14 protein-coding genes are annotated in these 12387 nt (G+C 66.6%); 13 read left to right on the plus strand and 1 reads right to left on the minus strand.

The window, feature by feature from the left end:
* The first annotated feature begins 124 nt into the window (after positions 1 to 124).
* From JQX13_RS46950 to JQX13_RS46960, 3 genes are all read left to right on the plus strand, one after another.
* Complete coding sequence (locus JQX13_RS46950) at positions 125 to 322, plus strand: hypothetical protein (RefSeq protein ID WP_239014291.1); 198 nt, start codon at positions 125 to 127, stop codon at positions 320 to 322.
* A gap of 103 nt (positions 323 to 425) precedes the next feature.
* Positions 426 to 779 (plus strand): hypothetical protein, encoded by a 354-nt coding sequence (locus JQX13_RS46955; RefSeq protein ID WP_239014292.1) that lies wholly within the window; start codon positions 426 to 428, stop codon positions 777 to 779.
* Positions 780 to 1059: 280 nt separating this feature from the next.
* Positions 1060 to 1245, plus strand: a complete 186-nt coding sequence (locus JQX13_RS46960) for an amidoligase family protein (RefSeq protein WP_203405895.1) — start codon at positions 1060 to 1062, stop codon at positions 1243 to 1245.
* Between the two features lie 191 nt (positions 1246 to 1436).
* On the opposite strand, the gene JQX13_RS46965 is transcribed toward JQX13_RS46960, so the two are convergent.
* Positions 1437 to 2750, minus strand: a complete 1314-nt coding sequence (locus tag JQX13_RS46965) for an ISAs1 family transposase (RefSeq protein WP_203405779.1) — start codon at positions 2748 to 2750, stop codon at positions 1437 to 1439.
* Between the two features lie 462 nt (positions 2751 to 3212).
* On the opposite strand from JQX13_RS46965, the gene JQX13_RS46970 reads away from it, so the two are divergent.
* The 10 genes from JQX13_RS46970 (at position 3213) to JQX13_RS47015 (ending at position 12380) form a co-directional block, all read left to right on the plus strand.
* Positions 3213 to 3629, plus strand: coding sequence for a DUF6484 domain-containing protein (locus tag JQX13_RS46970; RefSeq protein ID WP_203405896.1), 417 nt, complete (start codon positions 3213 to 3215; stop codon positions 3627 to 3629).
* A gap of 63 nt (positions 3630 to 3692) precedes the next feature.
* The gene (locus tag JQX13_RS46975) at positions 3693 to 3884 is read left to right on the plus strand and encodes a hypothetical protein (RefSeq protein ID WP_203405897.1); all 192 of its coding nucleotides are present in this window, start codon (positions 3693 to 3695) and stop codon (positions 3882 to 3884) included.
* A gap of 11 nt (positions 3885 to 3895) precedes the next feature.
* Positions 3896 to 5191, plus strand: coding sequence for a TIGR02270 family protein (locus JQX13_RS46980; RefSeq protein ID WP_203405898.1), 1296 nt, complete (start codon positions 3896 to 3898; stop codon positions 5189 to 5191).
* 14 nt (positions 5192 to 5205) lie between these two features.
* Positions 5206 to 6330, plus strand: a complete 1125-nt coding sequence (locus tag JQX13_RS46985) for a DUF2169 family type VI secretion system accessory protein (protein WP_203405899.1) — start codon at positions 5206 to 5208, stop codon at positions 6328 to 6330.
* Complete coding sequence (locus JQX13_RS46990) at positions 6327 to 7391, plus strand: hypothetical protein (protein ID WP_203405900.1); 1065 nt, start codon at positions 6327 to 6329, stop codon at positions 7389 to 7391. Before JQX13_RS46985 ends, JQX13_RS46990 begins: the two co-directional genes overlap by 4 nt.
* Complete coding sequence (locus tag JQX13_RS46995) at positions 7391 to 8491, plus strand: PAAR-like domain-containing protein (protein WP_203405901.1); 1101 nt, start codon at positions 7391 to 7393, stop codon at positions 8489 to 8491. Before JQX13_RS46990 ends, JQX13_RS46995 begins: the two co-directional genes overlap by 1 nt.
* 193 nt (positions 8492 to 8684) lie before the next feature.
* Positions 8685 to 9395, plus strand: a complete 711-nt coding sequence (locus JQX13_RS47000) for a hypothetical protein (RefSeq protein WP_203405902.1) — start codon at positions 8685 to 8687, stop codon at positions 9393 to 9395.
* Entirely contained in the window at positions 9392 to 10669 is a 1278-nt protein-coding gene (locus tag JQX13_RS55000) for an SMI1/KNR4 family protein (RefSeq protein WP_239014293.1), read from the plus strand. The genes JQX13_RS47000 and JQX13_RS55000 overlap by 4 nt, the downstream gene beginning before the upstream one ends.
* A 327-nt stretch (positions 10670 to 10996) precedes the next feature.
* Positions 10997 to 11485: a hypothetical protein gene (locus JQX13_RS47010; protein ID WP_203405903.1), complete on the plus strand. Its 489-nt coding sequence runs from the start codon at positions 10997 to 10999 to the stop codon at positions 11483 to 11485.
* A 598-nt stretch (positions 11486 to 12083) separates the two neighbouring features.
* Complete coding sequence (locus JQX13_RS47015; protein WP_203405904.1) at positions 12084 to 12380, plus strand: DMT family transporter; 297 nt, start codon at positions 12084 to 12086, stop codon at positions 12378 to 12380.
* Positions 12381 to 12387: the final 7 nt, after the last annotated feature.

Genomic DNA, 12387 nt, shown 5'->3' on the forward strand with positions numbered 1-12387 from the left:
ACATCCCCCAGTCCCCCTGTGGCTCCGCTCCGGCCCGCACCCAACTGCGGTGCGGGCCTCCTCGGAGCGCGAGCCCGCCGCTCCTCGCCCCCAAACCGGCTGGTTCATTTTCCCGCGCTTCTTCATGTTCAGCGACATTCTGCTCGCCTCCCGTGTGGAGTTACTCACGCCGGTGCAGGACCATTGGCTCGTCGAAACGGAAGTCTTGGACGACGGCAACAGCGGCCGCGTCTACCTCGTATTGCTCGGCGTGGGCGGCCCTCGGCCTATTCGCGACGAGGCTGAGCGCGGGTTGAAGGTGCTCCGCGACGCCCTCGGCTGACGCAGCAAGGTCTTCTATTCGACTTGCCATGCCTTCAAAGCAGAGCGCGTATGCCTTTCGCGACGGGCACCAAAGCCCCGCGCAAACCCACGAGAAATCAGACATGGACGACACCAACAACCCACCCCTCGCCTGGTCCCGAAACGTTGCTGGAATGACGCTGATTGAGCTTCGAGAGGCCACTCTGTCGCTCACCCTCTCTCAGAGCCGACATGGCGTCCCGCAGCCACAACTGGAGGTCATCCTCCCAGCCAGCGCCGTGCACCGGCAGCTGCGTGCGGCGCTCCACGCCTTTTCCGCAAGCCTCGAGCTCGCCACTCCCGCCAGTGAGCGTTGGCTGGTGCAGATGGAAATCCTCGATGCACCAAGGCGAGGCCGCCTCTATCTCGAATTGGCCGAGGGGAGCCACCCCGAGGCGATGCGCGGGCTGATGCTTCTCCACACCCTCATGGGCTGACTGGAGGCAGGGCGAATGCCGCCCGCAGCCCGCGCGCGGCCGGCATTCGCCCGCCCATGGGGCTCCACCTGGGCGGGTTTCGGCCAACGTGCCGACAATTCTCCCGCGCAGCCGCCGCCCGAGCCCTGCGCCCTGTGAAACCCCGCGGATTCTCGGGCCTATTTTTGACACGAAATCCACCCATTGGCTTACCAGTCAGGACTTGCTTCACCCGCGCACCAGAGCGTGTATGCCTTTCGCGACGGGCGCTGAAGCCCCGCGCAAACGCGAGAGGCGAAATATGAAGACGCTCCGGTTTGGAATCGAAATCGAAACGGTGGGCATTTCCCGGGAGAAGCTGGCGCGCGCCATTCACGGCGTGGTGGACGGGCAGGTGCAGGCGGACTACCGAGGTGCCCAGGTAACGGACACCCAGGGCCGCGTTTGGAGGGTGGTGCCGGACGCCTCCCTCAGCGGGCAGGATTGATCCAAAGTCCGTAGGAGAGGTTTTGAAGAGGCGGAGAGCAAGTCCAGACATTCACAGGCAAAGAGGGAGCATCCCTCCGGACGGCGCCTGAAAGAGGGGCGCCGTGGAAGGACAGGAGTGAAGGTACACAGGCCGAACAGCCAGGGGAGAAGAGGCGCGGGAAGGCCGGAGCGGGAGCAGCTGGCGGGCGCTCAGGCAAGTGTGGCCAGACTCTCGGGCAGCACGGCCAGACCCAACAGGCCCTGGTAGAGCACCTCCATGGTGCGTGCGAAGCTTTGGGGCCGTTTGTCGCGAGTCGGCAGGTGCGTGCGCACCAGGGCCAGCAGGTTGTAGGCCAGCAAACGCAGCCAGCTGAGTACCAGGGGTGCATTGCCTCGCAGGCTGGGCGAGGCGCTGTCCTCCTCCAGCACCACGTCCGCTGTCCAGTTGGGCCCGTTCTCAATCCCCCAGTGCCGGCGTACCAACGTCAGCATCCGCTCCGGGGACAGTTGCCCTGTGGGAATGGAGGTGAGGAACAGCCGCGTCTCCACCTTCGGCAGCTCGCCGTCTCTGGTTCGCGTCTGCCTCACCCATACCCATTGCTGGGCGCCGGGAAAGTCCTCCTCTGGCGGCTTGTCCACCACCCTCAACTCCCTCTCCACCCACTCCCCGCTCGTCCGCTCGCGCGTGCGCACCTTCACTGGCGCCACCGCCAGCGCCACCCACGCCTTGTCATGTAGCCGGTGGAAGTTCTCCTTGAGCGCCATCAGGTAGTGCTTGCCCGCCTCCCTCACCACCCGCGCATTGGCCGCGCTCGTCATTCCCGCGTCCACTGTCACGTACTCGAAATGCCGCCCGAACTTCTCCACCACCCGTTTGAACAACTCCGGGAACGCCGTCGCCTCTCCCTGCTTGCCTTCCAGCAACTTCTGGTCGAGCACCGGCTGGGCCGCGCTGCTGGTGAGACTGGCGCGCAGCGCGTACGGGTACCAGTACTCCCGCCCCTGCTCATCCTTCGTCGTGTGGCTCGGCTCGCACGGCGGCTGCCCCGGCGTGCTCTCCCCTGCCTTCCCGTCAATGCTGACGACGCCCCGGGCGAAGAGCTCATGGCGTATCAGCCCCACTTCCAGGCCTCGGTGCACCATCTGGTGCACCTCCTGCTCCAACCCCTCTGGCTCCAACTTCCCCAGCAGCCTATCCAACGTCGTGTCGGACACCGGCCGCTTCAGCCCCTCGGGCGCCGTGCCTTCGCGCAGCATGTCCTCCCCCAGCGCCTCGGCATGCCTCAACACCCGCCGCCCCACCGCCAGCGCCTGCACCAGCAGCATCAACATCGCCGCCAGCGGGTGCCTCTGTCCCCGGCGGGCCCGGGGGTCCTTTACCTCCTTGAATGTCAGCCCCAGGCTCGCCATCATCCTCTGCACGCGGGAGGGGGTTTCCTGCTCGTCCTTCTTCCCCTTCCCGTTTCCCGCTTGGGGGGTGGAGGGCCCGCCAGTCCTCCCGCCCCGGTTTTTCTTCCCACTCATCCTTCTTCTCCCCGGACCTGTCCGGCCCGTCTCCGGCTCTGTGCTGGCGCTCCCCCTCGCGATCTGCCCGCGGCTGCTCGCCTCCGGTGGGCGCCTGTAGGCGGGACTATACTTCAGCCGTAGGCCCGGGTGGGATGACCTCTCCCGTGGGACTTTGAATCAAGCCTGGGACTTTCAGCTCGGTTGCACTTTTGGTGTGGCCCTTCAGTCTGAGCACGCCTCCTGCATCGCGAGTCAGCCCGGGCCGGTAGGGTTGCCAGGTAGAAGCAGGAGAAGCGGTTTGAATCGATGCGCGCCATGGGGTAGTTCAGCCTCCGCGAGGGCCGGAGGCCGTACCCATTCACGTTCTCCATCCAGCGCCCTGCCGTTACGTTTCGAAGAGGGGGAGTCTCCATGAGTCACCGGTTACCTGTGCATGTCACCTCCCCTGGGGTGGCATTGGAGCCTCTTTGGGAGAGCCGCTTGGGGCGCATCATCGGGACTGACGGCGAAGGCCGGCCCGTGGTGGACTTCGAGGGCAATCCGGTAGGCCCGCGCGTGGCACGCAAGGCCGTGCGGTTGGACGCGGAGGGACTTCAGGCTGCCGTCGAAGCGCAGCAATCGGTGGAGTTGCGGTTCGAGGATGGAGACCCGCGGCTTCCCATCATCATGGCCCTACTACCCGTCGTTCAGCGGCGCACCCCATCGGATGCAATTCCGCGTGCGCGGGTCGGGGCCGCCGAGTCGCCCACTCACGTCATCCAGGGCCGGGACGGACTCGTGCTGCGCTGCGGGGACGCTGCCGTCACCCTGCTGCGCAACGGGAAGGTCTCCCTGGAGGGGACGTCCGTCGAGACTTCGGCGGAGGGCACCGTGCGCATCAAGGGCATGGCGGTTTAAGTCCACACGTCGGGTGCGCAGGGCGCCCAAGGGGGCCAGGCGGAAGCAGACGTCCAGCCCGCGGTGGGCCAACGTCCGGGCGACGAAGCGGCGGACATCCAGGTCATCCAAGGCAAGGAGAGCCTCGTCCTGCGGTGCGGAAGAGCCCGTCTGACGCTGCTGCGCAACGGGCGAATCCTGCTGGAGGGGGCTTACGTCGAGGCATGCGCGGAGGGCGTCGTCCGGCTCCAGGGCGGCTCCATCCGAATCAATTAGGGGGAAGGCACATGGTGTTGGAGGACGTGCTGGAAGAGCACCTGGACGAGGCAGCTTTCCGGTGGCTGCAATGGGAGCGAGCCCTGGAGGCTCCGGACTTCACCCTCTCCGACGTGGCGAGACAGGAGGAGCAGTTGGCGGCGCACCTGCATGGGCTGGTGCTGGGCGGCGCGGAGGCCGCCGACGCCTTGCTCTGGCCCGCATTGGACTCCGGAGAAGCACCGCGAATCACCGCCGCCGCCTATGTCCTGCTGGCCCAGGGGCACGTCGAGGCCCTCCTCAACTTCATGCAAGGTGACGCGCTCGAGGCGAGAGCGGCTGTCCGACGCGCGGTGGAGTTGAGTGCGGCCCCCAGCCTGGGTAAGCATCTGCTTCCACTGCTGAAGCGGGATGACGTCGCCCTTCAGGCCCAGCTGCTGGAGGCGCTGGCCTTCCGGCAGGAAGCGCCTGCTGAAGTGCTTGCGGAGTCTTTCCTCCACGAGGAGCCGCAGGCGAGGATGGCGGCGCTACGCGCCAGCCCGCCCCTTCCCGAGGCCACCACGCGCCGGCTCCTCCCCCGACTCCTGGAGTCCGGGCACCCGGGGATTCGTGCCGCGGCCATGGAGGCCGGCCTGGCCTCGGGCGCGCGAGTGGCCTGGGAGGCCTGCCGTCAGGCGGTGCGCGCGTGCAATGCCCACTCACCCCAGGCCATGGTGCTGCTCGCCCTTTTCGGCACCGACGCCGACACGGCCCTGCTGGTGGACATGTTGGGGACTCAGGAGATGCGCCCGCATGCCCTCTGGGCCCTGGGCTTCAGTGGGCGCCTCGGGGCCATGGAGGCCTGCCTCGCGCTGCTGGAGGACCCCCTGGCGGCACGGCTGGCGGGGGAAGCCTTCTCGGCCATGACGGGCCTCCAGTTGGAGGGCCTCTATGCCCTCCCTCCCGGGGAGCAACCCGAAGGGGCGCCGCTTCCGCCCGAGCAGCAGGAGGACCTGGATGCGGACCTGGTGCCCAAACCCGAGGATGACCTGCCCTGGCCGTGCATTGGTGCGGTGAGGTACTGGTGGAAGGAGGCCCGCCCTCGCTTCCATGCGGAGCGGCGCTACCTGAACGGCCAGCCCCTTGAGGGGCCCGCACTGCTGGAGGCCCTCACGCACGGCCCCATGCGGCGCCGGCACGTGCTGGCACGCGAGTTGGACATTCGCAGCAAGGGCCGGTACCGCATTCCCACCCGGGCCTTCACCCACCGCCAATGGGCGGCGCTGGCCCAGGCCCGGGCGGGCTGCGCACACCTGAGCCTTCTGCCCCTGGAGCGCACGCTGCGCTGACGCGAGGAGATGCCATGCAACTCAGCGAGAACACCACGGGCATGTCCGCGGGCCTCACCGTGGCGACGGACGCCCAGGCCCGAGAGCACTGCGTCGTCGCCGTCAAAGGCACCTTCCGCATGGACGGCCGCGGCGAGCCCCAACTGGCGGACGTGCAACGTCCGGTGGCCTACACGGACGAGCACCACGGGGCCCCCGAAATGACGAGCCTCCTCCGGGAGAATGACTTCGCATTGACGAAGCCCCTGGTGGACCTCCTCGTGCAGGGCCACGCCGTCGCACCCCACGGGCGCGCGACGGAGGCGATGCTGGTGCGCGTGGAGATGCCGGGCCGGCAGAAGGACCTCCGCGTCACGGGGGACCGCTACTGGGACAAGGGGCTGATGGGCATGAAGGCCACGCCTCCCAAGCCCTTCGTCCGCATGCCCCTGCGCTACGAGTTCGCCTTCGGTGGAGTGGACACCTCCCACCCCGAGCCGAAGCACCACGGCGCGGAGCTGCGCAACCCAGTGGGCAGAGGCTTCCGGCAGAACCCGCGCGCCGCGGATGCGGTGGGGACACCGTTGCCCAACCTGGAGCACCCCCGGCACTTCCTGGACAGGTGGGATGGGAAGACGGTGCCGGTGGGATTGGGCCCGGTGGGCCGTGGCTGGCAGCCTCGCCTCGCCCACGCCGGCACCTACGACGAGCGCTGGCTCGCGGAGGACTACCCCTTCCTTCCTCGGGACTTCAACCCGCGCTACTTCCAGTGCGCGCCCGAGGACCAGCAACTGCCGGCCCTGCGCGGCGGCGAGGTGTTCCGGTGCCTGGGCCTCACCGAGTCCGGCCCCTGGACGGTGACGCTGCCGCGCCTCCAGGTGCCGGTGGCCTTTCGCTTCCGCGAGTCCGACGTCAGCGCCGAGGCACGCATGGACACGGTGCTGCTCGACGCGGACGCGCGCGAGGTGGTGGTGACGTGGCGGGCCACCGTGCCGCTGGGCAAGAAGCTCTCCCACCTTCGCGAGGTGCAGGTGGGCCTGCCCCGCCCGAGCGCGAAGGAAGGGCCGGTGCGGTACCTGCGCGGCAAGCCCTACTTCCGGGGGCTGGGCGCACTCGTTTCCTGGAGGCGTCGCGCGCCGCGAGCGGGAGGACAGCCATGAGCGCCACGCCTCTGTACGTCGCCGCCGCGGGCATGGCCTGCCCACTGGGCCTGAGCGCCGAGTCGGCCGGTGCCGCCCTGCGTGCGCGGATGAATCGCTTCAAGCGGAGCCGCTACCACGACGACGACGGGGCTCCCATGGTCCTCTCGGAGTTGTCGATGCTCGAATCCGAGTTGGGGCGTGAGGAGCGCGTCTTGGGACTGCTGGGCATGGCGGTGGCAGGCGCTGTGCGGGGCCTGGAGGAAGCCGAGCTTGCCCACCTGCCCCTATTGGTGGGCACGTCAACCCCGGAGCGCCCGGGCGGTGTCCCGGAGGTGCTTCCCCGGGCATTCGAGCACCTTGGGCAGGTCCACGGGCTTCGGCTGGAAGGCACCTTGTCTCGAAGTCTGGCCCTGGGGAATACGGCGGGACTCCGGGCCTTGGCCGAAGCCCGGCTCCTGCTGGCCCGTCACCCGCAGCTTCCCGGCTGCCTGGTAGCCGCGGTGGACAGCTTCATCAACGCCTCGAGTCTCAATGGACTGCTGCGGCAGGGGCGGCTGCTGCGCCCGGACAACTCGGACGGAGTCATTCCTGGAGAGGCCGCCGCGTGCCTCCTGGTGACGCCCAGGCCGCGTCGTGACGACGCATGCCTCTTGCGGCTGGCGGGCCTCGGCTTCGGCCAGGAACGGGCCACCCTCCAGTCGGACGAGCCGCTGCGAGGGCTGGGGCTGGCGCAGGCGTACCGAGAAGCCCTGGCCGAAGGCGGTATCGACGTGGCCGAGGTGGACTTCCGTGCCGCTGACGCCTCCGGCGAGGGCTATGGCTTCAAGGAGCTCTCCCTGGCCCTCTCTCGGCTGCTGCACAAGCGCAGGGAGTCCACGCCGCTGTGGCTCCCGGCGGAGTCCCTGGGGGAGACAGGGGCGGCCTCGGGCCTGGTGGCCCTGGCGTGGGCCTCGGTGGCCATGCGCCACGGGTATGCGCCCGGCCCCCGGGCCCTCATCTCCACGTCCGACTCGGCCGGGGGGAGAGCAGCGGTACTCTTGCGCGGTCCTGACACGTACACTCCACGAGGGATGCCCTGATGAAGGTCTATGCCAATGGCAATGAGGTGGCCTGCGCCGACGGGGACGGGAAGGTGGTGGCGGCCTTCCCGGACGTGTGCATGAGCCCTCCCCCACCACCAGCGGGGCCGGTACCGGTGCCCTACCCGAACACCTCCTTCTCCCGGGACATGAAGCAGGGCAGCAAGCGCGTCACCATCAACGGCAAGCCCGTCATGTTGAGGGACCAGTCGTATTACGCGACGTCTCCTCTGGGGAACGAGGCCGCTACCCGCAACTTCGGAGCGGGCATCATCTCCCATCAGATTACGGGGAAGACGCACTTCATCTCCTGGTCGATGGATGTCCATGTCGAGGGCCTGAATGTCCCGAGGCATATCGACCTTACGACTTCCAACCACGGCAGCAACGCGAACAACGCCGTCCCCACCCCCAACCTCGCGAAGAGCGCCACGAGCAGTCCAGGCCAGGTCACCTTCAATGCCTGCCCGTGTTGCAACGGCGCCCTACACGAGAATCAGAGGGACCCGGACACGGGGCAACCCTTCGAGACCATTCCAGAGATGGAGTTCTACGGGCGTATCGCGCAATACCGGATGGACCGGCGCGCGGAGATGCAGGGCATTCTCCAGAAGGTTGCGGAGGGCAAGATGCCGATGCCTTCCTGGGCGAACAATTTCGACAAGAAATTGGGCATCCCCGTCAAGGACAACATCATCCGTATGGGGGACGAGTGCGAGCGCGACTTCAAAAAGCTCCAGGAACTCCGACAGAAGCACCCCAACTGCCCTAACGTGCACGAGCCTCGGGATCAGGGATGCGGTGTCCATTTCAAAGTCCTGGAGCCCGGATTGGCGGGCGAAGTCAAGAGCGGCGGCGCTTGGAGAGCGGCACGCCAGAAATCAATCAAAGAATGGCGGAAGAAGGGGTACTCGATCGACGACGAGGACCAAGTCAATCATATGACCCCAGCCGATGCCGGTGGGTGCCCGTACTCACTGTCGAACCTTGTGCCCGACTCGGTTCTCAGCGGAGACTGTCGGGAAATCGAGAACATTCAGACCCGCATTCAGAACATGAACCCTCCCAAGCGTGCAGATCGCAAAATTCTGTTCCAATGACCTCATGCGGCCAGCATATTTTGACAACAGCCTAATTGAACTAGGGGACGGCATGCATTTCACTGCCCCTCCTCCCCCCGACGTGGCAGACCTGCGCCACCTCGCCAGCCGTAACCCATGGCAAGTCATTCCTTGCGTCCTAGCCAATCTCCAGCAAGGAAGATTCGATGTTTCCCGGAGACTTGTACGGTTGATGCATGAGACTCGGGACGCAGATGTCTGGAACGCCTGCGCTACGCTGCTATCCTACGCCGCGCCCTACTCCGCCCTTCGTGAGTTGGAGGAAGCGTCTAAGACGCTTCTTGAGCCGAAGCGCAGCCCATATACCCGTCGCTATTTCTGCGAAATCCTTTCATCCTCGGCCGGCGTCTGGGGCGTGCCACACCTGATACGCCACTATCAGGAACTCAAGGACCGGAAGGTCGAGGCCGAAGTTGAATATTACATCTCGCAGGTGCTCGAGGCAGAGCCCGGGCCCATCGCGAACGGCCCCCGAGTATTGTGGGAATCAAACGGGCTGCCCCCGCCCTTCGAAGAGTCCACGCCGGTCTATCTAAAGGAGGAGTACCTCGCACTCCTCGAGAGTACGTTCCAGCGCATTGTCTCCAGCCAGACGATCCACGAGGGAGAGGCAATCATCGAAGGAGGGCGACTGAACATCCGAGACATCGCTCAACGCCTGTTGACGCGGGTGCAAACCGGCGAGCGACTGGACCGAATCGCAATGGGAAGGATGCTTCTAGAGGCGACCACTGGACTAAATTGCCGTGCGTTCTTCGACGATTCCGGCCGGCTGAAAAACCTCAGTGCTGCGGCTATCGTCGAGGAGTTTTTAGAACGGGGAGATGCCGACAAGTATCAGCCCGGTGTCCGCTACTTCTTTGGCCATCGAATCCCAGATTGAATGCGTCCGGCCGCAAGCGCCGCACGGTGGGGCTGCCCGAGACGCGCCGGCGCGAGTGGCTCCTCGACATCGACTTCCGGAAGCGCGAAACCTTCGCGTACGCGTGCGAGGCCTACAGTCGCATCCTCGAGGCTTGCCGCAGCCCCCGAGAGCGCGTGGCCCTCGCCGATGAGTATGCGGCCTGCGCGGCGCTGTCCGACGAGCGCGTATCGGTGGCCGAGGTGGTAGAGCTCGTCCGAGAGGCCGCGGCGGCGAGGAATGGGTGGAAGCGCATTCTCGCGCGGTATGCCCCAGCCTTTCGGGCCGCGACTGGAAGCGTCCATGCGCCGCTGCATCATAGAGGAGAGGCGGCGAGCCTTCGTTGCCATGCGACGCAAGTCGGAGGAGACTGTGCCTTCCCGCCTGTCGTGTCAGGACACGCTTTTCATGGCCCGGTGCGACTTCGAGGTACAGAAATGCGGATGACCTGGTCAGAGCTTCTTGAGGCCCCCCCTCCCTTGTCGATGCCGGGCTTGCTCGCGTTTATGGAGCGATGGAAGCCCGGTAGCACGCAGGGCTTCGAACCGGCCACGGCCGACCAGATTGCCGCCCTGGCCAAGCCACATGGAGGGCTCAACGCGCTGCCTCGCGTTTATCGCGAGTTCCTGGAGACGATGGGCGCATCGACTGGCAGCCTGCGGTTGTCGTTCGGCACAACCTCTATTTCGGCGCTGCTGGAGGACCGCAAAGACCTGCAACGGGAGCGGCCTGATGCTCGCCGGTATCTCAGGTTCACCATGGGCGAGGAGGATGAGTATAATAGTACCGGGAGGCGCGACACGGACGACTTCTTCGAACTCACCCGCCCGACACCCGACGGACGGGACGCGGCAATCATCCGAATTCACGAAGAGGACCTAATCCGTGGGATGGGTGAGGTAGAGCAACCTTTCCCGACCTTCTCCGACTGGCTACGAACGATCATCGTATCCAGGGTCGTCTTTGAAGCTGAACCGAAGGAGCAGACGCGGTACTACAGCCTTGGGGCGAAACCTGAGGCTCCGTCCAAGGCGTATGAGTTCCTTACGCGCCTGGGATTCTCGCTCACCGAACTCGGGGCTTCGTCGGCGGTGATTCCTCTTGAGCACCCAGGGTACGGCGTGATTGCCCTTGTCGATGCGCCTACCGCATCAATCCCAAGTACGGGACTGAGATTGCGTGCGCGTGACAAGACCCAACAAGCGCTCCTCAATGAAGTCATCGCGGACCACAAGCAGGCGTTGCGCGGTGGTTGACAGGGTCCGCTGCGCCTATAGTCTGACAATGTCGATCAACGCCAAGTCGCTGCGGGGAGACGCTGGCGGCGCCCATGTGACAACGAGAGGCCGCTGCCAGATTCTTCCTTCCGCCGCGATTGGCAAAGCGTTGACGAGGTCGAGAGCCGAAGCGAAGGTGGCGAACGGCGCCTGACACAGGCCGCCCGAACTGCGGGGCCGGTGGTGGAGGAGGCCGGCCGCAGCCCCAGTTGCGCCAGGCCCCCGCCAAGGAGTTATCAGAAGGCGATCACTGCCTGTGAAGCCTCGGGCGGCAAGACCAAGCTCATCTTCCACGGCACCAGCAAGATGACCGGCAGCAAGTCGAAGAGGGACTTCGAGATCGACATCCGCCTGGAGGCCTCCGGGCAGTCGGAGAGTTCCTGCACGCCCATCTCCGCCACCTCGGCCTGGGAGTACAAGGGGAACGTCGACGGGGCGGACACCTCCTTCGGCGATGGAAGGCAGACCTGGAACGGCTCGGGCCGCATCGGCGACAGCCAGTCCGGTGTGATCGAGGTGGAGACGAAGGCGGAGGTGGTGGATGGCTCGGTGTGCGACTCCGAGGCGGCCTCGGGCAGCACCACCGTCAAATCGGGCGGTCACACCGCCGTCATCCAGTACGATGGCGCGACGGACTGCGAGGACTCCAGCACCGTGCAGTGGAGCCTCGATGGGAAGGCCTCGGCGGAGATGGAAGGCGTCCGCTGCTCGGCCGCCAGTGGCCCCGCCTTCTCGGCGTGGAGCCTGGCCCTGCTCGGCGCGCTGGGGTTGATGCGCCGCCGCGCCCGGCGCTGAGCCCCGCCGCTTCCCGGCTCACGCCTCCGGAGTGGGTCCCTTCGCCGCCGGGACCCCCGGATAATCCAGCGCGGGACTCTCGATGGTCTGGTTCATTCAGGGGACCAGCTCTCCCGCGAGCAGGGGCGGAGCCGGGGCTGGAGGAGGAGAGCCCAGCCATTGCCGCGACGGAGGAGGAGCCGAGGAAGGAGCGCACACCCCGTTTGGACCAGGCCGGGCTGCTGCGCCGCGTGGTGTTGAGGCTCGAGCCACCCCAGCCAAGAGAGCCAGGTCCCTGCCGCGCACCTCCTGGGAGCGCGGCCAGGGCCGGCGTGTACCCCAACGGGCTGCGCGGCCTGTCCACCGGCCGGGCTCACTGCTCGGGCGGCCCCGTCAGCGGCCCTGCTCGGCTCCTCCGCTCCAGTCCACCACCTCTCAACAGGCCTTCAATCCTTCCTATGCTCTTTGGCGAGTGATTCCCCGAGGCCGTCACGACATCGCGAAGCAGGGCAAGCACCCGCTGAGTGTCCTGGGGCAGACGCCCCCCCGGGTTGGCCGTGGCCAAAGGGGTACAGTCGAGGGTTGACCGGGCGGGGCGACGAGGTGATACGCGGCGATCATGTTCCGCGCACAGCTGGTGTGGCTCGTCTTCGCCTTCGGGATGGGCACCCTCCTGCCTGTCCAGACAGGGATGAACGTTCGGCTCCGGGAGGTGGTCGGCAGTCCGTACCGGGCCTCCCTGGTCAGCTTCTTCGTCGGCACCGTGGCGCTGCTGGTGCTCGTGCTGCTCACGCGCGCGGAGCCGTCCGAGAGAAGTCCCCCCGCATCCACCGCGCCGCCGCCTCTCGAAATGCCGCGAAAGTGCCCAGACACAGGGGATGGAAGAGGGACTCGAGGCAGGCGACGGATGCAGTAGGCTGCGG

Origin of the sequence: Archangium violaceum (assembly GCF_016859125.1) — a bacterium.
GTDB classification, from domain to species: domain Bacteria; phylum Myxococcota; class Myxococcia; order Myxococcales; family Myxococcaceae; genus Archangium; species Archangium violaceum_A.